The sequence below is a fragment of the Halopiger aswanensis genome (assembly GCF_003610195.1).
In the GTDB taxonomy this organism is placed as follows: Archaea; Halobacteriota; Halobacteria; order Halobacteriales; family Natrialbaceae; genus Halopiger; species Halopiger aswanensis.
Genome location: NZ_RAPO01000007.1, coordinates 52,506 through 77,095 on the forward strand (window position 1 = coordinate 52,506; position 24,590 = coordinate 77,095).

The following is a 24,590-nucleotide window of genomic DNA, read 5'->3' on the forward strand; positions in this document are numbered from 1 at the left end:
GAACGATGTATGGAGCTCATCCATATCAACATCAATGTCTCCGACGCCGAGGAGACAATCGAATTCTACGAACAGTTTGGATTCGAGGAGAGTTGGGAGTTCGAAACGCCGGACGGCAAGACGACGAACCGATACATCGCAGACGAAAACGGGATCGAACTCCAGCTTTCGGATACCGACGGTGAGGAGGAGTTCGAGCCCGGGACGGCGTGGGACCACCTTGCCATCGGCGTCGACGATGTCGACGAGGTTTTTGAGTCGATCGACCACTACGGGGTCGAGAAGGAACCGGGCGATCAACCCGAGGCCGGCGCGCGAACGGCCTTCGTCATCGATCCAGATGGCCGAACAGTTGAACTGGTCGAACCGCTCGAGTAACACCGATCCTCGGGATCATCCTACGCCGGGTAGTGTTCGACCGCAGACGAGGGGGCCATAATTGAGACCAGCGCAAACCGCCGACCCCACACCTTCGTTCTCTATTTCAGACCCCGTTTACTATACTGTGAGCCGTAATGCGAACGGATGAAGCCAATTGACTCCGTAATACGGCCATACGACCGTAATAACAGATAGTGTCAAACTCAAATAGGAAGATATTATCCAGAGTACTTCGACGTTCTCTATATCACTAATTATCAATGGGATTCCATCCATCGAATATATTTGCTCTTAATGAGAAGAGAAATATATACACCAGTACTTATGTAAAACACGGCAATCATATTGAACGCTATGAGCGAAAATCGACTAGTTAGTCTGGATTTCTCTATATCAGAATCGATAAAACGAATCCACAGTCGGGGCTACGACACCGCCGATACGTGGCTACGAGCGCGGTTAGGGTCAACTGGTTCGCGGACGAACGTACGGACTGCCAGCGGCTGATTTTCGGACGCGGTTGCGGAAGCATTTGCTATGTTAGAACAATACTTATTGAGCTTCGTTGTGACACTCCAGGTATGGGAAGACAAGCCAAACACCCGGTTCGCACGACTGAGAAGTCATTGGAGATCATCTCGACGCTCAACCGGTTGGGCGAAGCGCGGCTAACTGAGCTGGCCGACGAACTCAATTTCGGGAAGAGTGCCGTCCACAATCATCTCAGCACGCTCGAGGAACACGGATACGTCATTAAGGAGAATAACACCTACCGGCTCAGCCTCAAGTTCCTCGATATCGGGGGGCAGATACGGGGCGAGATGGACGTTTATAAGGTCGCGGAACCAAAAGTCAAAGAGCTAGCCGAGGAGTCAGGCGAGCTCGTTCACCTCGTCATCGAAGAGGACGGAAGGGGCGTATACCTCTGTCGGGCGAAGGGAGAACGTGCGGTCGATCTGGACACGTACATTGGATGCCACCATCTGATGCACAGCTCGGCGTTCGGGAAAGCTATCCTCTCGCACCTTCCGAAGGAACGCGTCGACGAAATCATCGATCAACACGGACTGCCGGAAGTGACGCCGAAAACGATAACGTCGCGTGACGAGCTTTTCGACGAGCTCGAACGAACCCAAGAGCGTGGCTTCGCGGTGGACGACGAGGAGCGCCTCGAGGGGCTCCGCTGTATCGCCGCTCCGATCCGGTTTAATTCGGACGTGGTCGGAGCGATCAGCATTTCGGCGCCGACGGCCCGGATCGACGACGACTGGGAATCGAACGACTTCGTCGAACCGCTCCGCCGAGCGACGAACGTGATCGAACTCAACAAATATAAGATGTAGCGGCGTCGGTCGCAACGCCGGTTTACGATCGCCTGTTCGAGAGTTGTTATATCGGACTATACGACGCTCACCCCTGGCGATGGCTGCGCCTCGTCAGACGAGTGCTTCCTCGAGTTTCACGATCGGATGCGGCGGTTTCGTTTCGTACTCGTCGCCGATCTGGGTTCGACAGGATGCGCCAGGTGCGACGACCTCGTCGCCGTCGCTGTCGTCGATCTGCCTGAAGAGCATGCGGCCGATGGCACGGCTCATCGAGTAGTGTTCGGCCTCGTAGCCGAAGCTCCCGGCCATGCCACAGCAACTGCTATCGAGCGGATCGACGTCGTATCCCGCTCGACGCATGACGCCGACGGCGTGGTGGTCTTTCTTCGTCGCCTTCTGGTGGCAGTGACCGTGGTAGGTGAGCGCTTCCGCAGCGACGTCGAACTCGATGTTTTCGTCGAGCCGATGGACGTCGAGATATTCACAGACGCCGTAGGCGTTCGCCGCGAGGTCGTCGACGTCGTTTCCGATCAGGAGATCCCGGTAATCAGACTGGAACATGACGGCGTCGCTCGGTTCGCAGACGACGACGTCCCATCCGTCTCGCACTTTCGGAGCAAGTGCGTTCACGTTGTGCTCGGCCCGTTCCCTGGCTTTGTCGAGAAAGCCCTTCGAGAACGCCGGTCGACCACTCGTGGTGACGTCGTCCGGGACCGCGACGTGGACGCCCGCCGCCTCGAGCACGCGCACGGCAGCCCGTCCGATCTCGGGAGTGTTGTAATTCGTGGTGACGTCGGGGAACAGGAGCACCTTCCGCTCGGCGTCGGCCGGATCAACGCGGGAGCCGCGCGATTCGAACCAGTCGACGAAGGTTTCGCGGCGGAAGGTCGGGAGCGACCGCTCGCGGGCGATCCCGACGGTCTTCTCCATGACGGTTCGCGTCCCCGGCATGGCGGTCACGGCGTTCGACAGCGGCGCCGTCACACTGCCGAGCTTCGAGAGGAGGCCGATATTCGCGAACAGTTTGTCGCGGAGCGAGGTGCCGTGACGCTGGTGATGTTCGTGTTCGACTTCGACTTTCATCTTCGCCATGTCGACCTCGCTCGGACAGTCCTTCGAACAGCCCTTGCAGCCGATACAGAGGTCCAGCACCTCAGTCACGAACTCGTCACTGAACGCTTCCTCCGTTGAGAACCCGTCGGTCATTGCCTGCCGGAGCATGTTCGCTCGGCCGCGAGTGCTTGTGATCTCCTCACGGCTCGCTCGGTAGGTTGGACACATCACGCCACCGGTACCCTCCTGACTGCCGCGACAGCCGCCGCAGCCGTGACAGAGCTCGACCATCCCCTGGAACCCGTTCTCGTTGTCCCAGTTGAGCACCGGGTCGAATCCGGCGTCGAAACGGCTGTCGGGACCCAACCGGAGATTTTCCGTCATATCGTGGTCGCCACAGACTGAGCCGGGATTGAGCAGCCAGTTCGGATCGAACGCCGTTTTCAGCTCTCCGAAGATCTGCACGACGTGGTCTCCGTAGAGCTTCCGATTCCACTGCGTGCGTGCGCGTCCGTCGCCGTGTTCTCCCGAGACGCTGCCGCCGTACTTCACCGCGAGGTCGGTCGCGTCATCAGCGAGTGACTCCATCGTATCGACCCCGTCGGCAGTCTTGGTGTTAACCAACGGCCTGACGTGAAGACAACCGGGCCCGGCGTGGGCGTAGAAACTGCCGAACGTGTCGTGATCCTCCATCACCTCTTGGAAGTCAACGATGTACTCCGAGAGGTGCTCGGGCGGGATGGCGATATCCTCGATAAAGGCGATGTGTTTCTCGTCGCCGGTCCGCGACAGGAGGATCGGCGTAGACGCCTTTCGCATCTTCCAGAGGCGTTGCTGTCGTGTCTCGTCGAACGCCGTCAGCGAGTCGAAGGCGCGTTCCCCGTCCCGATCCTCGATCAGCCGTTCGACCTTCTCGCGTCGCTCCGCGTCGTCTTCGGCGTAGAATTCGACGAGAAGGAACGAGTCAGTCCGATCCGGAAGGATACCGACGACATCGGCGAACTCGTCCGTGTTTCGAGCCAGGTCCAGCAACACGTCGTCCATCACTTCCACGGCCGCCGGATCGTGCTCGAGGATCGCGTCGACGTCGTCCATCGCGTCGAGCAACGTCTCGTAACAGAGCACCGCGACGGCCTTCGTGTTGGGGATCGGCTCGAGGGAAACTTCCGCCTCGGTGACGATCCCGAGGGTTCCCTCACTACCTACGAGCAATTTCGCGAGATTTACGGTGCCGGTCTCGGCCTGTTCGATCAAGACGTCCAGATTGTACCCAGAGACGTTTCGCTTCAGCGTCGGGTACGCGTCCAGAATCGCGTTGCTCTCTTCCTCAATGATGCGGACGATCTCGGCATAGATGCATTCGACCAACTCACCGTTCGGGTCCGCCCGGTCGCGAAGTTCTTCGACGTCGATCTCGCCGAAGGTCGTTACGGTACCGTCAGCCAGGACGACCTCGACCTCCTCAATGTAAGCATCGGTCTTGCCGTACTTCAGCGAGTGCGCACCGGTCGTATTGTTTCCGATCGCACCGCCGAGCGCACTGCGATCGGCCGTTGACGGATCGGGAGCGAACTTCAACCCGTGCGGTTCGAGCGTTCGGTTCAGGTCCCCAAGCGTGATGCCAGCCTGCGCTCGAGCCCGACTCGCGTCCGGATCAACCTCGAGCACGTCGTTCATGTAACGGGAGAAATCCAGGACGACGGCTTCGTTGACCGTCTGGCCGGCTAGGCTCGTCCCACCCCCGCGCGGGAGAACCGGAATCTCCCACTTCGCACAGTAGTTCATCACCGCTTCGACGTCGTCGGTACAGGTCGGATAGACGACGCCGATCGGGAGGACCTCGTATGCGCTCGCGTCCGTCGCGTACATCTCACGCGAGTATTCGTCGAATCGAACGTCTCCGTCGACACGCGCTTCTAGCGCCTTCACGAGGTCCGGCCGCTCCGTTGCGTCGGTTCGATAATCGTACTCCGCACGACTGTCCGCCGCCGGATCGACGTCTGTATCAGTTGGTTTGTCTTTCGTCGCCATTATTTGTGTTCGTAGCCGTGATACGGTTGATTCGCTGTGACTGCAAGCGATCGATAGCTCGCGGTTCCGATGACCGGTGCCGCGTTCACATCGTCGTTCCCCAACCCCTACTCGTGCACAGTCGAGTAGTGGTGGTCGAGTTATCGCTCCGGCAATCAAGGTCGAGGAAACAGCGTTGCAAGTACCTGCGCTCTCTCGCGTGCACCACTCGTTTGTCAATCGCTTGCATGTCCAGCATGTGGTAACGGTTAGTGGATGGATCACACATAACTGTTATGCTGCTATTCAGTACGAGAGCCCCGGAGGACGTTCTGTTAGTCGTCAAATCGGGCGGTTGTTCCCACGATCGACACTATAGTCGCGCTCTTGACTATCCCTTCTCCGCTACCCTCGTCCGATATACGAAAGCAAGATAGCCGGTCGTGATCAGAAAGATCGTCGCGTACAGTACTGACTTGACGTAGATAGAGTAGACAAACGCAGAAAAATTAAGCAGCGTACCGCAAAGTACGATCCACCGTTGAATCGTTTGCATATCGTGCGATATGATGACGTATATCTTAAACACACCGGTTACGACGCTTCCGTGGACAGCGGTTCGATTTCTGACGTCGGCGTGGGGCTTGGGATCGGCAATCGTTGCTCTTATGCACCTCCTTCTATCGTCAGGGCGAATCGGTCGGTTCCGGCAACGAGTCACGCACATCCTCGAGGGATCTGAGCTGATGAACCGGATACCGTCCGTCCGGCGGCCAGCCGATCGCGACGAGTTTACACGGCTCTTCGAATGGATTGTGTACGACGTGTGCGCCGTCTTTTCCCTCTTGGAAGACGACGAGTTCGTCCGAGGACATCGTGAACCGATCTTCCCACGTCACTACCCGACACGAGCCGTCGACGACGTAGAACAGCTCCTTCTGATTCTCGTGATAATGAAAGTGATTCTGTGAGAGCCGCTCGCCGCACTCGAGGGTCGCGACGTTCAAATTGAAGTCGTCGATCCCCAACTGCGGCGACAGTTCCCAACGCTCGCCCGGTTTCTCCAGATTCGTCTCGAGATCGGTAACGTCGATACGCTTCCAGCCGTCTACCATGAGATACCAATTGACGTTCGAACGGGAGAAGTTTTCGGTGCCGAGAAACCGTCGACACTCCGAAAGAACGCGGAACGGTCCAACTCGAGCAGCAGTAATGCGAGGGGCGAGAAAGGAGTGGTCCTCATGCTCGATCGAGCAGACGCTGTGCTCGCCCCTTCAGGAAGGGGCCGAAGAGCACCGCAAAGATCGCGAAGGACAGCAGGAACGAGAGCGGCTGGTTTACCGGATCGACGAAGATCGTATATTCGCCGCCGGAAATCTGTAATGATCTGAAGAAGTTCTCTTCAGCGATAGGGCCCAGCACGATGCCGAGGACGAACGCGATCACCGAGTAGTTGTAGCGAACCATATAGAATCCGAGGATGCCGAGGACAATGACGGCGCCGACATCCCACCAGTTTTGGTTGAGCGTATACGCCCCGGCGAACGAGAGGACGACGACCATTGGGATGATCAGGGTCGTGTCTATCTCGGTGATCCTGCTCGCGTACGGGATCACCGTCAGCCCGACGAGGATGATAAGGACGTTGCTGAGGAACAGCGAAATGAACAGCGCGTACGTGATGTGGAGTTGTTCGCCGAAGAGGACGGGACCTGGCTGGAGCCCGTGCATCAGGATTCCACCGAGCAGAACGGCGGTCGAACCACTCCCTGGAATGCCGAACGACAGAGTCGGAATGAGCGAACCACTAACCGTCGGATTGTTCGCCCCCTCGGGTGCGATGACGCCGCGGGGATCCCCGTCGCCGAATTTTCCGTCTTTAGCGGACGAACGGGCCTCTTCCGCGTAGGCGACGAACGTCGACGTCGTCGCACCCGATCCGGGAATCATTCCTATCCCCATCCCGATCAGTCCGGATTTGAGCGTCGTCATGGGGTACTTGAACACCGTCTTCGCCCCCTCGCGGACACTGCCACCGATATCGAGATCGGATTGGGAGATCTGTTTCTGCGTGGCGAGCTTCATCATTTCGGCGAACGCGAACATCCCGATCAGCGCTGCGACGAAATCGATCCCGTTGTAGAGTCCGAACTGCCCGAACGTAAAGCGCGGACGCGGACTGAGGATCGCGGTGCCGATCGTCGATATCATGAATCCGAGCGCACCCGCGACTATCCCCTTAACGATCGATCCCTGTGTGACGATCGTAATGAGGGAGATTCCGAGGATGGCGAGGAGGAAGTACTCCGGCGAACCGAACGCGAGAACGACCTCGATGAGGATTGGCGACAGGATTATCAGGAGTATCGCCGCAGCGAAACCGTTCAACGCCGACGCCGTCGTCGCGATCGCCAGCGCGTTCTTCGCCAGGCCGTTCTGCGCCATCGGATACCCGTCGAGCGTCGTCGCCGCGGCCGACTCCGTTCCCGGAGCGTTGAGGAGGATGGCAGCGATCGAACCGCCGAACATCGCGCCACTGTAGATTGCCGCCAAGAGGATGATCGCGGCCGTTGAGTCCAGCGGGAGCGTGAGCGGTAACACGATCGCCATCCCGACGGGCGAACCGATTCCCGGTAACGCCCCGAGGACGATCCCGAGCATCATCCCGACCGCGAGCCAGCCGACCGTTGGCCAGCTTAGTGCAATCGACAGTCCTTCGAAGAAGGCCTCAACTGCCGTCATTTAGGGACCACCTCCGATGATCGGCGCGGACACTCCGTCGAGCAGCAGCGGCAGGAACGGGCTGAAATCGAAGATGTGACCTTGATCGAACGGGAGGACGAGGTACGTCATGAAGAGGTAAATAATAACTGTCCCTAGCACAGCGAGCACGACGCTAATAACGGGATTGACGCGGAACCAGAGCGTGTAGCCGAGGATATAGATCGGTGTCACGAAGAGGAAGCCGGCGGCCCAGCCACCCACGAAGTACAGTATAGCCGTGACGACCATAAACGCCGTTTCGTTTACCTCGTAACCGTACTGACTTCCAAGGGTCTCTTTCGTGTACTCCTCGTTTTCATCGGCTGGTTCCGGCTCTTCGAACTCCGCTTCTCCCTCGGCGATCTCTGAGGTATCGGTACTCGCGATTGAAACGCTCTCGGCGACGAACATGTGAAGCGGTTCCGGGAGGTAGTTTCGGAGTAGTAATAGCACCGAGCCGATGAAAACGACCGCTGCGGTCAGCTGGGGGAACACTCTGGCGTCGTCGGGGTAATCCTCGACGACCGGCTCGACCATGAAGAGCACGCTCAGCCCGAGCAGAACAACGAGCATTATGTGCTCTGCTGTTACTTTTTTCTTAATGTTTTTTATCATCATATTTATAATATAAGGGGAAGGAAGCGAACGGCGAACTAGGAGTGCTCCTCGACGAGATCGACGATATTCAGGTTTTGGAACTCCTCGAAGGCGTCATCGATGGCCGCATTAGCGGCGTCAGGACCTTCGAAGAAGATCGGATTCCCGGTTTCCTCAGACCACTCTTCGTACCGATCGTCCTGAGTCGCCTCTTCAATTCGACTCGCGAGTTCGTCGATAATGTTTTGCTCCGTCTCCGGTGGCGCGTACAGACCCCGGTTCACACCCGCAACGAAGTCCATGCTCGGGTATCCCTCATCGGTGACCGACGGAATATCGGGATACACGTCGGTACCCTCGCTGTAGAACGTACAGACCGGATACACTCCGCCGGAATCGACGTTAGGCCGCGTCCCAGCGTCGGTCCCGATCCCGCACGGCACTTCGCCAGAGGTCACTGCCTCTGCGATCGGACCGGTACCCGTGTACTGCACCTGTTCCTCCCACTGCCAGTCGTACTCGTCGGCGTACTCCGGTTCGTGTTTCGCCAGCAGCGTCATAATATGCTGCGGACTCCCCGGTTCCTGAATGCCGATCGATTCCCACTCACCGGAGTTGTGTTTCTCCCTGACATCGTCAAACGTCTCAACTTCCCCTTCATATTCTTCGTTGACGATGAGACACCACGTTGATCGACCAATAATACCGAGTCCCTCCAGTTCGCGCTGGTCGAACCCGGGATCCTCGAGCAACTGCGGCGTCACTTCGAGCGGGACGGCGCTCCCCGAGATCGTGTGTCCATCCGGTTCGGACGAGTAGAGTTCACCGAAGCCGTTGAGACCGCCGCCGCCGGGTATATTGTCGATCTGGATATCCTGTCCCATCGCATCAGTCAGTGGTTCGACAATACCGCGAGCGTACACGTCGGTCCCACCGCCTTCGTCGTACGGGACGATGTATCGCATCGTCTCGGACGGTTCCCAGTCTTCACCCCCTTCGGATCCTGGTCCCTCTTGCGAGAGACAGCCTGCTAGCGATACGGCTGTTCCGGCGCCGGCCACTTTGAGGAACCGTCGCCGAGTTGATCTGCTCGCTGCTGTCGGATTTGCGCGGTGGTTTCTGTCGGACATGCTTATCGGACCACGGGCCCCGTTATGCGTTAATCGATACCACGTCCCGGAGCCACACGTACATGATCAAAGACGACAATTATAAAGATACCCCTTCTTTTCATCCTGAGAGGCAGAGATATTAGTGCTAGCGCTGGAATCGGATGTCTCTGCACCGTCAGCCAGCGACGGTCTCAGTGTGGCTGAAGAGTGAGACGACAAGCCGATCTACCCCAACGGAGCGATTCACCAGCCAACGGAACCGAATGCGGGTAAATCCTTTATGGATAGAGAACGAGAGAGTAGCTATGACTGTCATTGCAGCAGTCGATCGATCCGATGCGGCACCCCATGTGGTCTCTCGGGCGCGTGAGCTAGGCGACGCGTTCGGCGAACGGATCCAAGTCGTTCACGTGCTCACGCGAGACGAGTTCGTCTCCCTCGAGCGAACGAACGTGAGCCAGACAGGCGAAACGATTCCGACGCAGGACGTAATACAGATCGCGGAAGACATCGCGGCTGAAGCCATCGACGAGGCGGACGTCGACGCGACGCCCGTAGGCCTCATGGGGAATCCCGCGGACGAGATCGTCAGCTACGCCGAGGACAAAGGAGCAAGGTACATCGTCGTCGCGGGCCGAAACCGATCGCCAGTCGGCAAGGCGCTGTTCGGCAGCGTCGCGCAGTCAATTCTGCTGAACGCGTCTATTCCCGTCGTCTCGATCCGCGGCGAGTAATCGAGCTACCGGGCGAGCCCTTCGGATCGAGAGTCGACAAAGTCTCGATCGAACGGACCGAACCTCGGTTCGCAGCGGTCGGACCGAACCGACCGAAGATCGTTCGCGGTCATCAATTGGTATCACACCACAATCTTTTTAGCCGCATTTCGAGCTATATGAGGTGAAGTATGGTCAGTTACAGTGCCTACGAGAGTATTACTCTCGAGATCGACGACGGGATCGCCAAGATCGAATTTCATCGACCGGAAGTCTACAATGCCCTCAACAACGAGGTCATGCTTGATCTGCAACGTGCCTTCGACGAGATCCAGTTAAATCGCGACATCGATGCGGTCGTCATCACGGGGGAAGGTGAGGACGCGTTTTCCGCCGGTGCAGATATCTCGCAGTACGCTGGTCCAGCGGAGGAGCACGATCCCCTCCAGCGGGACCGACAGGAGTTGTTCTACGAGATGTACCAGAAGCCCTACGAGTGCCACGCGCCGGTCATTGCAAAAATCAACGGATACTGCGTCGGCGGCGGACTCATCTTCGCGATGTACTGCGACATCCGCGTCGCGGTGGAGGACGCGAAGTTCGGCGTTCCGACCGCCAACATCGGACAGATCCCAACCGGGGGTTCGACGTGGCGAGCCATCGAACTCGTCGGCGAAGCGAAAGCGAAGGAACTCGTATACACCGCGGGAATGATCGACGCGGCCGAAGCGGAACGTATCGGGCTGATCAATCACGCCGTTCCTAGATCGGAACTCGAGGAAACCGTCAACGAGATCGTTTCTGGGATCCAGAATACCGGCCGAAAAGCCGTGAAAAACTCGAAGCGGGCGCTCAATATCGCGTCCCGGGCCAAGAGCCTTGAGGAGGCACGGGAGCGCGAAGCGGAAATCTGGTGGGAACAGTTCGCAACCGACGAGCGGCGCGAGCTCGTCGATGAGTTCAACGAGGGGGAGGCCGATGACTGACGGACCCCTCTCCGGCGTTTCGGTCGTCGAGATGACCGGTCACCGGGCAGGACCGTTTTGCGGCGCACTCCTCGCCGACATGGGGGCCGACATCGTGAAAATCGAACGTCCCAGCGTCGGCGATCCAGCGCGGTCGCAGGGGATCGGGCCCGACGGGAAGTCCGGGTACTTCATGGCGAACAACCGCAACAAGCGCTCCGTGACGCTCGATCTGAAGTCGGACGCGGGGAGAGAAGCGGCCCTCGAACTCCTCGCGGAGTCGGATGTCTTCATCGAGAACTTCGGGTACGGCGTCACGGATAAACTCGGCATCGGCTACGACGACGTTCGCGAGCGAAACCCCGAAATCGTCTACGCGAGCATTAAAGGGTACGGCGAGACCGGCCCAATGAAGGAGAAGCCGGGACTCGATCTCATCCTGCAGGCTGAAGGCGGGATCATGAGCGTCACCGGCCCGGAGGACGGCGAGCCGGTGAAGGTCGGCCAGGCGATCGGCGACCTGACGACGGGTATGTTCGCCGCGATAGGCGTCCTCGCGAGGCTGTACGAGCGGGATCGAACCGACACTGATGAGTTTACCGGGAAGTTCGACGTTGGACTGTTCGATTCCATTGTGACGCTAATGAACGAGTATCTCACCGAATACTCGATGGACGGATCCGTCCCCGGGCCGCAGGGCGTCACCCATCAGACCCTCGTCCCTTACCAGCGGTTCGACACGGCCGACGGGGCAATCGTCACCGGCGTCCCCAGCGACGATCGGTGGGATGACTTCGTCGACCTCCTCGGTCGGGAGGAACTCCGCGAGTATCAAACGAACGACGAACGGCGCGAACACTCCGACACGGTCGTCGACATCATCCAATCGGAACTCGAGTCGGAGTCGACCGAGTTCTGGCTCGAGCGCCTGACAGAGTACGGGTTCCCGTGTGGGCCGATCAACGACGTCTCGGACGTCGTCGAGTACAATCAAACGCGGGCTCGCAACCTCGTCGTCGAACATGAGGATCCAGACTGGGGCGACTGCCTGCTACCGGGACACCCGATCAACTTCCCTGAGTACAAGGCAGCCAATTTTGAGCCGGCGCCGCGGCTCGGCGAGCATACTGACGACGTCTTCGAGGAAGTCGCGGACGACCAGACGACGCTGGACCGGTGGACTGAAAACGGAGCGTTCGGTGACTGAGTCGTCAGTTGCAATCCGGCTGGCTCTCGCGATACTCGATTTACTACTGGTACTCTAGGTCGGGTCGGGAGAGTTCGGTCTCCTTCGAGGTGATGATCTCGAGCAGCGCCGGCGTTCCCTCCTCCGTCTTCTCAATCGCTCGTTCGAGGGCCGGTGCGACCTCGTCCGGGTCTTCGACGCGCTCGGCGTATCCGCCGAGGGCCTTCCCGACCTCGGAAAAGTTCCCGGAAAACGGTGTATCGTATGCCGCCATCTCGAAGTTGTTCAGGTGGATAGAGAGGATCGGGATGTCCTCCCTGACGGCCGTTTCGAAGTCCAGGCCGGTCATTCCGATCGCGCCATCTCCCATGAGGTTGATGCAGAGTTTCTCCGGATGGAGGAGCTTCGCGCCGATCGTCAGCCCGAGTCCGTAGCCGAGCTGTGTAGTCTTCCCCCAGCCGATGTACGAGAGCGGCTCGGTCGACTGCCAGAACGGCGCGAGGAAATCCCGCGGGTTCCCCGCATCGTGAGTGATAATCGCGTCCTCGGCGTCGACGACTTCGGTGAGTTCGTTGATGACCCGATACGGGTTGATCGGGACGTCGTCGGCGTTCAGCTTCGGCCGCCACTCGTTGAGCCATTCCTGTCTGACTGACTCGATCTCGTCAGTGACGTCGTCGAATCGGCCGCGGGAGTCGCCGTCGATACGCCTGTCGACTTCCTCGACCAGCGCCTCCAGAGTCAGTTTCGCATCCCCGATGAGCGAGTACTCGGACGTAACGTCCTTGTCGACGTCCGTCGGATCGAGCGTCGAGTGGATAATCGTCTTACCCTCCGGGACGGTGAGCCCGTACGCAGTGTCGGTGAAGCTGCAGCCGATCCCGAAGATTACGTCGGCCTCGTTGACAAAGTGCGCGAGCTGACCGGGCTCGCTCTTGCTGGCGGCACCGAGGGACAGCGGGTGCGTTTCCGGGAACGCGCTCTTCCCATTGAGGCTGGTCGCAACGGGCGCCTCGAGCGTTTCGGCGAGTTCGCGAAGCGGCTCCCACCCCTTCGCGTAGTGGACCCCCTGGCCAGCGAAAATCACCGGTCGATCGGCATCGAGGAGAACTTCGGCGATCTCTTCGACCCCGTCCAGATCCGGACCGGGACGGCTTGAGGAGGTCGGCTGGTAGTCGAGCTCGCCGGGGACGTCCTTGTAGAAGACGTCTTTCGGAACCTCGACGACAGCGGGACGCGGGCGGCCGTTTCGCGCCGCGCTAAACGCGCGCCGCATCGTCTCGCCGACGGCCTCGGGACTGGTGAGCTGCTCCGTGGATTTGCTCACCTGCTGATAATTGATCAGCGAATTGAACTTCGGATCGACGTCCGTCTTCGCTTCGTCGTATCCAGCGGGAATCGCGACCAGCGGTGCGGATTCGCCGTACGCCTGAGCGACTGCACCGATTGAGTTCTCGGTTCCAGGTCCGTGCTGGCACGCGAACGCGGCGATCCCCTCGCCGGAGGTCAGTCGTCCGATAGCGTCGGCCATATGGACCGCCGTTCGCTCCTGTCTCGTGATGATCGTGCGAATTCCCACCTCCTCGGCCGCTCCCGTGTCGAACAGCGGGTTGCTGGGAAATCCGAATAGATACTCTACGCCTTCTTCCTTCAGGATGTGCGCAATTGCTCGATTGACGTCCATGATACTAGTTTACGAATCACTTGCTCCATTTTCCGACTGCATTAATAAAACTTTCGTTGATCCTACATCTGGCTCGCTACGAAATTTCTGACAGCGATTCGTAGCGACAAGATCGGCAGAGATCCGACTTCGGATACTGCTATCCCGCAGTCGGCTGCGTTCAGTCGTCAACAGATCCGTTCGTAGCGCTCGATTCGGAAGTCACCCGGAGAAGACCCCCTTCTCACGGAATTCCTCCATTTCCGACTCGGTGTACCCGAGCGATTCGACGACCGCTTCGGTATCCTCGCCGAGGAGCGGTGGGGCGTCGTTGAACCCGTTCTCCGCGTGCTCGAAGTTCAACGGATGCTCCAAGATCGGAATCTCGCCGGCCGCCGGATGGGAAATCGTATCGATCACGTCCCTCGCTTCCACTTGCTCGTTCTCCAGCGCCTCGCTGACGTCGTAGACGGGCCCGACTGGCAGTCCGGCCTGGTCGGCGAGCAGTTCGACCCACTCCGCCGTCGGTCGCTGCGTAAACGTTTCGGACAGTTCTTCCTCGAGTTCGTCCATGTGCTCGACACGATCGGCGTTCGTCTCAAACCGCGGATCTGAGACCAGATCCTCTCGGTCGATCTCTCGACAGAGTTGCTTCCAGAGTTTCTGATTCGCACAGGCGACGTTCAGGTAGCCATCCGCGGTTGGGTAGCTCTGATACGGGGCGAGCACGGGATCTTTTGTGCCCATTCGCTCGGGTTCGTCACCGACGAACGCCTTCGCGGCCTGCTTCGTGAGCCACGGCAATGCCGCGTCCAACATTCCGAGTTCGACGCGCTCTCCGGTCCCGGTTCGTTCACGCCGGTAGAGGGCGGTCACGATACCGAACGCCGACCACATCGCCGTGATCAAGTCCGTCTGCGGAAGACCGACCTTAACGGGGTCGCCATCTTCCGGACCGGTGACGTTCATGATTCCACTCATACCCTGTATCAGCAAATCGTATCCGGGACGGTCGCTCCAGGGTCCAGTTTCGCCGAACGCCGAGATCGAGCAGTAGACAAGTTCGGGGTTCTCCTCCCGGAGTTCGTCGTACCCGAGACCGAGCCGTTCCGCGGTTCCTGGGCGGAAGTTCTCCACCAGCACGTCGGCTTCGGCGATCAACTCACGACATATTTCCAATCCCTCGTCCGATTTGAGGTCGAGTTCAACACTCCGTTTATCATAATTGACCGTCCAGAAATACGGCGATTCGCCGTTCGGAGATGCCGACGTTCCTGGGCCGTCGTAGTCGGAGACGTCGACAAACGGCGGTCCGGAGTGTCGGCTGTCGTCGCCGGCTTCCGGGCGTTCAACCTTGATTACCTCCGCGCCCTGATTCGCGAGCATCAACGTCGCGAATCCGCCCGTCACGAACGTCGTCAGGTCGACTACAGTAACGTCTTCGAGGATCGCACTATCGGCTCTCAATGCCATGCAGTGACAAAGTATGGAAAGACAGTATTAAATTTTGGTGCTAGTCAGTCTCCGTTTGGCGAGAGCACTAACAATGAGAGAACGATTCCAGCGCCGAGAAGTGCGAGTCCGCCGAGCGTTGCGAGAAGGACGGATTCGTTGGCGTACGTGAGTATCCATCCAGCGAGCGCCGCACCGGCCGCGCCGAATCCGAACATGCCGAGGTAGGCGTATCCGTACGACAGTCCGTGGATATCGGCTGCCGCGTACTCGGCGACCACGACTTGGTAGATCGGCGCGGTCGCGTACAGACTGAACCCCAACGCGGCGCAGACGAGCAGGAACGGAGCGAGCGCCCATCCGCTGAACGGGATAAAAACGAACGCGAGTATTCCAAGCGCCGATAGACAAGCGAGGAACGCGTACTCCGTCCGGACGTGATCAGTGACTCGACCGCCGACGTACTGGCCGAGAATGCCGATCATCAGTATGCCGGTGTACACGTACTGCGCGGGTTCGGCTTCCCGTCCGAAAATCACGTACGTTTCGAACTGTGGAAGCTCACCAATCATATCCGGAAGGAACGTCAGGAGCCCCCGGTAGTAGGTTCCGTAGAGCATGATCGCAAAGAACGTGAGGAGAAATCCCGTACTGAGCAGGAGTTTGGAGTCGGCGATCGTCGATTTGAGATTCTCGGTTTCCGATTCACCGCCGTCCGACGAGACTGCAGCGTTCTCGTCGAATTCAATCATGGTGGCAAACGCGACCACGCCGATCGCGGGGACGGTCAGTACGACGATCACGAACCGCCAGTCGAACAGGACCAACAGGAGGGCGGTGAGGAGCGGACCGAATGCAGTTCCGATGTTTCCGCCGACGCCGTGGTACGCGAACACGGTCCCTCGTTGTTCCGCTCCTCGACTGATCAGCGAGAGTCCGGCCGGATGGTAGATGCTCGCGGCGGCGCCCCAGACGATAATAGCTGCCATGAGAACAAAGACGTTCGGAGCCAGCGCGAGCGAAAAGAAGCCGATTCCCATCCCAACCACGGACGCGACGATCAACGATCGGGAGCCGTACGAATCCGACAGGACGCCGCTGGGTATCGCCCCAACGCCGATTAGTCCATAGCCCACGCTGACGACTACCCCCAATACGAACGCGGAGACGTCAAATACATTCAGCCAAATTACGATAAAGAGCGGAATGCTCAATTCGTACGTGTGAAAGATTCCGTGGGCGAGCATGGTGAACCCCGCGATAGATCGATCGTTCTCATCCATCACTGCTCACCACCGTGTTCGGGCGGATGAGGAACAACTGTCATGCCAGCAAGAGTATGTTCCGGATGTACTTAACCAGTTCCCCGCGGGGAAGTCACTCCGAATGGCCTCCCCCACCAACTGATCCCCGATAATCGAATTCACCCGAGATATCGGGGTGTGATTGCATATATTCTTCTGGAGCAGCGAGAATTTTATTCTATATACCCGATATCTAAATGAGAAATATACGTTGGTAGCCGCTCGTGTAGTGGATTTTAAGCGATTCGAACAAGCGGGATCAGGTTTCGTTCGATACACCGTCTCATACGTGCAGACAGTGCGACAACTGCTGTCGATACGCTCGATCGTATCGTTACAGAGTCCCCTATCGACCGCTTCGCGGGCCGATCACCGAGTGGCAATATGTTCTTATTTCGCCGCCCTACCCCGTCATCCGCTTATTCAGAGGAATCTACCAGCGACGTGATCCAATTACAGAGGTACATGTGTAATTCGTCCACGCCCTTATAGTGATGTACTGCGGCGCACGGATAAATCGCCGCCGGAGCCCCTCTGGCAGGAAGATTTCGAATATTCAAATCAATCGATAAAGTGGATAAACTACGCCGAGAGCCACAAAATAGTCCCATAATTTATTATCTGAGAGAGTTACTACCAACCATGGCAGGAAAACCCAAATCCGGGACGCACACGACGAAGACGTCCCTCAGGATCGTCGATGCAATCTGTGAACTCGACGGGGCGTCGATGGACGATCTATCCGAATATCTCGAACTCGCTCCGAGCACGGTCCATCGACACCTCGTCACCCTGCGCGAGCACAACTACGTGGTTCAGGAAGACGGTATCTACGACGTTGGATTGCAGTTTCTCACCGTCGGCGGCATCGCTCAGCGCAAGACGACGGCGTACCCGATGATCAAAGAGAAAGTCGACACCCTAGCGAGCGAAACAGAAGAGCGAGCGCAGTTTATCGTGGAAGAGAACGGCGAACGCGTCTACCTATACACGGAAGTTGGGCGGAGTGCAGTTCAGACCGGCGCACACACCGGCAGACGCGGCGCCCTTCACTCGAGCGCGGCGGGGAAAGCGATATTGGCGAACATGCCCTCGGAGCGTGTCGACGAGATCGTCGAGACCCACGGGCTGTACGCGGTGAGTGAAAACACGATCACGTCCCGCGAAGAGTTGAACGAAGAGTGCGAGCAGATCCGGGAACGCGGCTACGCGTTTAATAGACAGGAAACGACCGAAGGTGTCCACGCCGTCGGCGCCGCAGTTACAGATTCGGATGACGACGTGATCGGTGCGCTGAGCGTATCGGGGCCTGCCCACCGCCTGAAGGAAGAGCGCCTGACGAGTGAGTTACCGGAGCGGATCCTCAGCGCGGTCAACGAACTGGAACTCTACATCGAACACTCTATCTAATCAGCCGTTCCGGTCGCTCTCGTTCACCGCAACGAGCTTCACCGACGGCTCTGTCCCGATCCGAGCGTCCGCCTCTGCGAGCGATACGAGTTCACCCACCTGAACCGAGTCATCCAGTTGTGCGATAATATTCGTCCCGTCAAACGACGCGAGCCCGAGTCGGTTCGGCTCGCGCACATCGTCGGGTGTGACGTGGACGGCGGTGACCGCCTGGAGCATTCCGGTTCCTGGGTCGCGACGGCAGAACGTATCATTTCCGCAGTCGAGGCACCGCTGTTTTTCGTAGAAGGTTCGCTGTCCGCAGTTAGCACACTCAAGGACGTCGGTCATCAGCTTGCCTCCATGATCGTACAGACACTATTGTTTCCGAATCCCGCGACGTTGACAGCGAGTCCATATCCGGGGGAGCCCGTCGACCGCTCGTCGGGCACGTCGGATCGGAGCTGCCAAACGAGTTCGACGAGCTGTGAGATGCCGGTCGCACCCAATGGGTGCCCGCGCGCCTTCAGCCCGCCGCCGGGATTCACCGCGAGTTCGCCATCGATGTCCGTCCGACCGTCGCGAGTGTATTTCCACGCCTCGCCGCGCTCTGCCAGGTCGAGTTCTTCCATCTCGAGCCACTCAAGGATGGTGAACGCATCGTGAATACACGCGACGTCAACGTCATCGGGTCCGATTCCCGCGGCATCGTAGGCCGACTGGCCGGCTGCGCGTACGCTTTCAATTCGGAGTGGATCGGATCGGTCGGCCACAGCGTGGACGCCGACTGCACTTTCGCAGGCTTCAACGGTAACGTCGCCGATATCGTCAGCCGCGACGATAATCGCGGCGGCGCCATCTGACGTGGGACAGCAATCGTACAGTCGAAGCGGAGTCGCAACTTTGGGCGAGTCGAGAACGTCATCAATCGTGATCCGTTTGTCGAACTGCGCGTATGGATTCGCGGCTGCGTTTGAGTGGTTCTTCACGGCGACTCGTGCGAGATCACGCCGATCGGCCCCGTACTGAGACAGGTACCGATTCGCTGCCAACCCAGCGAACGACGGCAGTGTGATTCCCTGTTGGTACTCCGCTCCGTGAGTGATACGGCTGATAATATCGGTTGCAGTCGCCGTATCCGCCGCCGACATCTTCTCTCCCCCGACTGCGAGGGCGACATCGGATCGACCAGAGCGAACCGCGTCAACCGCATCGTGGAACGCGCTCGCGCCGCTGGCGCTCGTGTTCTCGATCCGCCTGGCCGAGACGCGGTCCGTCCCGAGACCGGCGGCGAGAGCGTTCGCGAGTCCAGAGACATCGTTGAAGGCTTCCGCTGCCATGTTTCCGACGTGTACCGAATCGATATCGTCGGAATCCAATCCTCCGTCCTCGAGCGCGCGCTCGGCCGCGGCAACTAATAGATCGAGCAGCGACCTATCAGCCGCGGTTTGGAACGCCGTCATCCCGACTCCGGGAACGCCGAATCCGGACGCCGATCTCATCGACTCGTGTGAGCTATAGTCTTGGCTAACCATCGCACACATAGTTGTAAACGGATCCGGAGATTTATAGATATCGTCGATAGGACTGTACTACGCGACCGGCCGCACACTCCTCGTCGCCTTGACGGAGACGTTTTCCGCCTCTGAGACGTCGTGTGAATTCGACACTGTCCATAGAATTGAACAGTGGACGGAGATTCTCGGCCTATTAGCTGTTAGTGCGTCAGAACGCGGTCGAGATCGTGAAGCGAGCGACTGCCAACAGAACTTCGATTTCGAGACACGGTAGACGAAACGTTAAATGAGGGACGCGAAATACTCCGTATCGTGATTCGTGAGCGAATATTCGGAGTTCGCCGTATTGCCAGCGAACTCTGGACCGGTGGACGGGGATGGATCCTTGTCGGTGTCGCCAGTGGATGGTTCCTCTCTCTCGGGGTGCGCCTGATCTTTCCCGCGCTCTTGCCCTACATCCGCGACGAATTCGCGCTGAACTTTTCCATCATCGGACTCTTGGTTTCTACCCTCTGGGTCGCGTACGCCCTCGGGCAGTTTCCCGGTGGGATCATCGGTGACAGGATCGGAGAAGGAAACGCACTCGTCGCGAGCACTGTCTGCTCCGGATTCGCGATCGTTGTCGTCACCGTCTCTTGGACGTTAAGACTGCTCTTTATAGCCACGGCTGTATTCGGACTTTCGACCGCGCTATTCGGACCCGCCCGGTTCACGATTCTATCCGCGATATACGACGAGAAGGACGGAACTGCGATTGGGTTGACGCTTTCGGCTGGCGAAGCCGGAAACGCCATATTACCGGTTATCGCGGGTGGTCTCGCAACGGCGGTATCGTGGCGCGCCGGATTCGGGGTAACAGTTCCGGCGTTCTTTCTCGTTGCTGCACTCATCTTTTGGACGATTCCCAGTCGAGTATCGGAGGGAAACGACGGGTACTCGTTTTCGCTTTCGACGCTTCGGTACGTTCTCGATTCGATCACGGACCGGTTGATACTGCTCATAAGTAGCATACACTTTTTGTTGTTTTTCGTCTATCAGGGATTCACCGGGTTTTATCCGACCTATCTGGTCGAAGCAAAAGGAGTTTCCCCGGGTGTCGCTGCGACCCTGTTCGGCTGGTTTTTCGTCATCGGCATCCTCGTCCAACCAGCGGCTGGTGCAGGTGGCGATCGACTCGGCGTTCGTCCGACGCTTCTCGTCGTCGCAGCGGTCTCGACGATTGCACTGGGCATCCTTCCGTTCGTTCACGGAACACTCGGACTCGTTCTGGTGACCACGGTTGCGAGTACGCTCCTCGGCTCAACGCCGCTCACGCAAACGTATCTCGTAAACAAACTTCCCGAAACCGTCAGCGGGACCGGACTTGGATTACTCCGGACGGTCTATATCGGTCTCGGCGCAACCGGACCCGTCGTGGTTGGCGCCATCGCCGATCGAGGATTCTTCGACGTCGCGTTCTTCGGTCTTGCCGCCGTCGCCGCGATCAGCATCGTCGCGAGTCTCTCCCTCCCAAAATCTGAATAACGGAATAGTATCACACCGTAGGCATCTTTTTTAGAGTATGGAATCATATTCCTCACTGCCTATCCCGGAAGAGATCCTGTCCTGGAAGAGATAGTGCTCAAAGCGGGCGACGAGACGGAACTACTGAGACTCGGCCCAGTCGAACAGGTGTAGATAATCGATCCGATTCTATTCGATCAAATCTCTACACGTACGAGTGACGCAGTGGAGAATCTCGCCCTCAAGGATGTTCCCGAAAGCGTCAGAGTCGCCATCGGTGTCGGAAGTCGATGAATAGCGAACCTTTCGCTGCTTGTACGCGGAGTAATCGAACAGCTCAAGCACCTTGGGTACGAGCCGCTATCTTCCTGTGCTGGAGCTACGGCGGTGCAACTAGGCAGAGACAGGACTGTTATCCAAAATAGAGTGTTAATTAGGATTAATATTATTCATCCCAAACAAATAATTCTCGTAGTCGTTTACCAACATCCTCAATCTGATGATTCTGTGCGGTCTGACGACGCTGATTGTAGACTGAGCGATCTGCTTGATTCTCCGTAACCCATTCACGCGCGAATTCCCCAGTCTGTACCTCATCGAGTATTCTCTGCATCGCATCGCGATTAATAACCTCTTCACCACGCGTTAGAGCACCGTACTCTGCAGTGTCTGAAACAGAGTTCAACATTTCCATGTGCCCACCTTCATACATGAGATCAACAATGAGTTTCAATTCATTCAGACATTCAAAGTACGCCATCTCTGGACTATACCCTGCGTCAACGAGGGTTTCGAAGCCAGCATTGACTAATTCAGTTACGCCACCACAAAGGACGGCTTGTTCCCCAAACAGGTCTGTCTCTGTTTCTTCACGAAAAGTAGTCTCAATAACTCCTGCACGAGTACAGCCAATCGCTTTGGCATAAGCGAGTGCTTTTTCATGGGCTTTATTGCTGGCATCTTGGTAGACTGCTAATAGCCCAGGTGTGCCCTCATCCCTCTTGTAAGTTCGCCGTAGAAGATGGCCGGGAGTTTTTGGTGCGACCATAGTAACGTCAACATTTTCTTGCGGCTCAATTTGCCTATAGTGGATGTTAAAACCATGCGCAAACTGGAGAGTGTTTCCTCCTTCAATGCCAGCTTTAATATCATCGTAGACAGATGGCTGGACAGTATCTGGAATCAGCATTACGATTCTGTCAGCTGCTGCAGCTGCATCCGCTGGAGTAGTAACGCGAAGTCCGTCTGTTTCCGCTTCCTTCCGAGAAGAGGAATTCTCTCGAAGACCAACAATCACATCGATACCACTATCCGCAAGGTTCTGAGCTTGTGCATGGCCTTGGCTTCCGTATCCAAGGATTGCAACTGTTTCATTTTTGATAGCCTCTATGTTTGCATCTTCATCGTAATACACGGGACTCGTGAACGAATTCTCTTCCTTGTTAGTCATGATTCTAACCCAATTTTGGGTTATTTATAGTGCAACAAGTAATTATCGGTACCATACTGTAACCCCGCCTATTTGGTGTCACAACCCTTCTATACGTGAATTACCCTACCCACCCGCTCATGGCTGACACCGTTCGGTCCTTGAGGGAAGGGCTTCCTGCTTTCACGACGCGCTTTGCAGATACGGACGTATTCACAGGGAGCGCAGTCTCAACAAGAGTTAATTCGGAGTGTCCCACTCCTTCGTCTTCGAAGCTGCGAGAAAGAATGTTCCACGGTGTGTTCGCGTTCCTCTCGCCACAAACCCGCAGGCAGGACAGGAGTGTTCACGGACCCACAACGGTTTCGCCGGTAAGATTGACTCAACAGATGCCAGCAGAGATACTCAACTAGACCGTGACTCAGCGACATACTTATGTCGGAGGCGATAAATAATCTATGTGGCAAGGGAGGTCATCCTAGTGTCCTGAGCCAGACTACCTCTCTTGCCATCCAACTATTGTCGTGACCATTCTGGACCTGTCATCGTAAGATTTCGCTCTGAACAAGACGATCGTTCCGCTTCAGAGCGGATACAGCGCGGTCGAATCGACACCCAGACGGAGCGAGACCGGAATTTGCCACTCATTCGTTGGCACCCACGACCGGGTTACGGAGCGTCCCAATGTTCTCGTAGGTGATCTCGATGGTATCTCCGGGTTTGATGAGTCCGGGATTTGCGGGACTCCCGAACGCGACGACGTCGCCCGGACGGAACGTGAACCGCTTCGAGAGGTACGAGATGATTTCGTACGGATCGGACAGCACGAGCTCCGTGTTCGCTTCCTGTCGGCGCTCGTCGTTCACGTAGGTGTACATATCAATTCCGGTCGGATCGATGTCGGTCTCGATCCACGGACCGAGCGGTCCGGAGCCGTCGAAGGCCTTTCGTGCGGTTCGGCCCTGTTGGTCAAGCGCATCAACGTCGTCCATGATCGTATAGCCGCGGACGACCTCTGAAACCTCGTCTTCCGAGAGATCATGATAGGGCTCGTCGATGACAGCCGCAAGCTCTCCGGCGTAGGTCAGTTCGACGCGGGACAGCGGATCGACGAGCCGTGTCCTCGTAAGGACGCGGGCGATTTGATGAAGAAGTCGGGTTCTTCGGGTCGTTCGTACTCCATCTGTTCGAGAGTCTCAGCGTAGTTGCGGCCGACACAATATAGCGCCGATGGCTCACAAGCGAGAAGGAGATTACCATCGATGCCGGCCTCGTAGGTACCGTCGGCGGTGTGGACTACATCGTCTTGGTACTGTCCAGTAACCGGACCATCGGAAGTCTCAATCCTCGCGAGTCGCATTACCGGAAGTCGTGAGTCAAAAAAGTAGATGTACCGGTTCGACTCTGAATCTATTGGATAGATACCGATCGTCTCGAAGTCACGTCCCGACATTGACTAATCGTTGCTCGATTCCACCGCGTTCAGGTTTATCTCGGCATAGATCCTAGTGAACGGCGAATGGCTGAACAGATAATATAACTGTCCACGATTGGGGTAGGCTTCCCTGGTTTGACTGAGCGATTAGATCAATCATCTCGAACCATATCCTAACAAAAAGTGCGTTCAGATCCACAAAGGATGTGTTGATAGCTTCCAGAACTCGTGGGCAATCAGTCGGAAGAGCGTCCATGAATGATTTTATTACTTTATATATTACTATAGCAGAAAGACCATATCAATATCTCAACGAAAACTCACTAGTCGAGGAGCTTCAGATACATCAAACCTAGCACATGTGTTAGAGAATCGTTTAGAGATTCGTTAGACTGCTCAAATATCGCTGATCCGATTGTGTCGGCCGTCGATCGCCTGCGCGTCCTCGGGGAGCAAGGCGACAACGAGGAAGTCGGTGTACTCCTCGAAGTACTCGACCAGCGCGGCGATGCGCTCCGAGTCGATCGCCTCGAGCGAGTCGAGCAGCATGAACGGGACTTCCTCGTAGACCTCGTGGACGAGGTAGCCCGCGAGCGCGAAGATCAGCCCCGTCACTTCGCGTTCGCTCTCGCTCAAGTGGTTGATCGTGTCCTCGTAGGTGCTGCCCTCCTCGGTGCTGCGGACGATGTGGAGGTCGAAGGCCGTCTGTTCGACCTTCCGCCGGCCTTCGCGGACCGTCTGGCCGACGCGTTCGATCCAGATCCGGTCGATGTTCTCGTACTCGAGAATCTCG

The 24,590-nt window shown here is 57.5% G+C and carries 18 protein-coding genes and 3 pseudogenes; 7 read left to right on the plus strand and 14 right to left on the minus strand.

Annotated elements, in window-relative coordinates; translation table 11 throughout:
* The first annotated feature begins 9 nt into the window (after positions 1–9).
* Together ATJ93_RS21935 and ATJ93_RS21940 are read left to right on the plus strand one after the other, a co-directional pair.
* Positions 10–378, plus strand: a complete 369-nt coding sequence (locus tag ATJ93_RS21935; RefSeq protein WP_120246800.1) for a VOC family protein — start codon at positions 10–12, stop codon at positions 376–378.
* Between the two features lie 584 nt (positions 379–962).
* A complete protein-coding gene (locus ATJ93_RS21940) occupies positions 963–1,724 on the plus strand; it encodes an IclR family transcriptional regulator (protein ID WP_120246801.1) in 762 nt (253 codons plus the stop codon).
* Between the two features lie 93 nt (positions 1,725–1,817).
* Here the strand turns inward: ATJ93_RS21940 and ATJ93_RS21945 are convergent, their stop codons facing one another.
* The 5 genes from ATJ93_RS21945 to ATJ93_RS21970 form a co-directional block, all read right to left on the minus strand.
* On the minus strand, positions 1,818–4,790 hold the full coding sequence (locus ATJ93_RS21945; protein WP_120246802.1) for an FAD-binding and (Fe-S)-binding domain-containing protein: 2,973 nt from the start codon (positions 4,788–4,790) through the stop codon (positions 1,818–1,820).
* Between the two features lie 665 nt (positions 4,791–5,455).
* Positions 5,456–5,884, minus strand: a complete 429-nt coding sequence (locus ATJ93_RS21955; protein ID WP_120246804.1) for a cupin domain-containing protein — start codon at positions 5,882–5,884, stop codon at positions 5,456–5,458.
* A gap of 124 nt (positions 5,885–6,008) precedes the next feature.
* On the minus strand, positions 6,009–7,511 hold the full coding sequence (locus ATJ93_RS21960) for a tripartite tricarboxylate transporter permease (RefSeq protein WP_120246805.1): 1,503 nt from the start codon (positions 7,509–7,511) through the stop codon (positions 6,009–6,011).
* Complete coding sequence (locus ATJ93_RS21965) at positions 7,512–8,105, minus strand: hypothetical protein (RefSeq protein ID WP_120246821.1); 594 nt, start codon at positions 8,103–8,105, stop codon at positions 7,512–7,514.
* Between the two features lie 80 nt (positions 8,106–8,185).
* Positions 8,186–9,190 carry a Bug family tripartite tricarboxylate transporter substrate binding protein gene (locus tag ATJ93_RS21970; RefSeq protein ID WP_120246806.1) on the minus strand — a complete coding sequence of 335 codons (1,005 nt, stop codon included), beginning with the start codon at positions 9,188–9,190 and terminating at the stop codon, positions 8,186–8,188.
* Positions 9,191–9,546: 356 nt separating this feature from the next.
* On the opposite strand from ATJ93_RS21970, the gene ATJ93_RS21975 reads away from it, so the two are divergent.
* From ATJ93_RS21975 to ATJ93_RS21985, 3 genes are all read left to right on the plus strand, one after another.
* The gene (locus tag ATJ93_RS21975; protein ID WP_120246807.1) at positions 9,547–9,975 is read left to right on the plus strand and encodes a universal stress protein; all 429 of its coding nucleotides are present in this window, start codon (positions 9,547–9,549) and stop codon (positions 9,973–9,975) included.
* A 170-nt stretch (positions 9,976–10,145) separates the two neighbouring features.
* Positions 10,146–10,940, plus strand: coding sequence for an enoyl-CoA hydratase/isomerase family protein (locus ATJ93_RS21980; protein ID WP_120246808.1), 795 nt, complete (start codon positions 10,146–10,148; stop codon positions 10,938–10,940).
* Positions 10,933–12,126 carry a CaiB/BaiF CoA transferase family protein gene (locus ATJ93_RS21985; protein WP_120246809.1) on the plus strand — a complete coding sequence of 398 codons (1,194 nt, stop codon included), beginning with the start codon at positions 10,933–10,935 and terminating at the stop codon, positions 12,124–12,126. Before ATJ93_RS21980 ends, ATJ93_RS21985 begins: the two co-directional genes overlap by 8 nt.
* A 43-nt stretch (positions 12,127–12,169) precedes the next feature.
* On the opposite strand, the gene ATJ93_RS21990 is transcribed toward ATJ93_RS21985, so the two are convergent.
* From ATJ93_RS21990 to ATJ93_RS22000, 3 genes are all read right to left on the minus strand, one after another.
* Positions 12,170–13,789: a thiamine pyrophosphate-requiring protein gene (locus ATJ93_RS21990; protein ID WP_120246810.1), complete on the minus strand. Its 1,620-nt coding sequence runs from the start codon at positions 13,787–13,789 to the stop codon at positions 12,170–12,172.
* A 201-nt stretch (positions 13,790–13,990) separates the two neighbouring features.
* A complete protein-coding gene (locus tag ATJ93_RS21995) occupies positions 13,991–15,241 on the minus strand; it encodes a CaiB/BaiF CoA transferase family protein (RefSeq protein ID WP_120246811.1) in 1,251 nt (416 codons plus the stop codon).
* A gap of 44 nt (positions 15,242–15,285) precedes the next feature.
* Positions 15,286–16,503 carry an MFS transporter gene (locus tag ATJ93_RS22000; RefSeq protein WP_120246812.1) on the minus strand — a complete coding sequence of 406 codons (1,218 nt, stop codon included), beginning with the start codon at positions 16,501–16,503 and terminating at the stop codon, positions 15,286–15,288.
* 663 nt (positions 16,504–17,166) lie between these two features.
* On the opposite strand from ATJ93_RS22000, the gene ATJ93_RS22005 reads away from it, so the two are divergent.
* Positions 17,167–17,934, plus strand: a complete 768-nt coding sequence (locus ATJ93_RS22005; protein ID WP_120246813.1) for an IclR family transcriptional regulator — start codon at positions 17,167–17,169, stop codon at positions 17,932–17,934.
* Here the strand turns inward: ATJ93_RS22005 and ATJ93_RS22010 are convergent, their stop codons facing one another.
* Both ATJ93_RS22010 and ATJ93_RS22015 read right to left on the minus strand, forming a co-directional pair.
* Positions 17,935–18,264 (minus strand): PhlB family protein, encoded by a 330-nt coding sequence (locus tag ATJ93_RS22010; protein WP_120246814.1) that lies wholly within the window; start codon positions 18,262–18,264, stop codon positions 17,935–17,937.
* Entirely contained in the window at positions 18,264–19,415 is a 1,152-nt protein-coding gene (locus ATJ93_RS22015; protein WP_245977795.1) for a thiolase family protein, read from the minus strand. The genes ATJ93_RS22010 and ATJ93_RS22015 overlap by 1 nt, the downstream gene beginning before the upstream one ends.
* Before the next feature lie 327 nt (positions 19,416–19,742).
* Here ATJ93_RS22015 and ATJ93_RS22020 point away from each other — a divergent pair, with 327 nt between their 5' ends.
* On the plus strand, positions 19,743–20,954 hold the full coding sequence (locus ATJ93_RS22020) for an MFS transporter (RefSeq protein WP_120246815.1): 1,212 nt from the start codon (positions 19,743–19,745) through the stop codon (positions 20,952–20,954).
* 424 nt (positions 20,955–21,378) lie between these two features.
* On the opposite strand, the gene ilvC is transcribed toward ATJ93_RS22020, so the two are convergent.
* The 4 genes and pseudogenes from ilvC to ATJ93_RS22040 form a co-directional block, all read right to left on the minus strand.
* Entirely contained in the window at positions 21,379–22,383 is a 1,005-nt protein-coding gene (gene ilvC, locus ATJ93_RS22025) for a ketol-acid reductoisomerase (protein WP_120246816.1), read from the minus strand.
* A 100-nt stretch (positions 22,384–22,483) separates the two neighbouring features.
* Positions 22,484–22,728 (minus strand): annotated as a pseudogene (locus ATJ93_RS24220) (RNA-guided endonuclease TnpB family protein); the annotation flags it as partial.
* A 278-nt stretch (positions 22,729–23,006) separates the two neighbouring features.
* Positions 23,007–23,722, minus strand: a pseudogene (locus ATJ93_RS22035) (fumarylacetoacetate hydrolase family protein).
* A 471-nt stretch (positions 23,723–24,193) separates the two neighbouring features.
* Positions 24,194–24,590 (minus strand): annotated as a pseudogene (locus ATJ93_RS22040) (archaea-specific SMC-related protein); the annotation flags it as partial.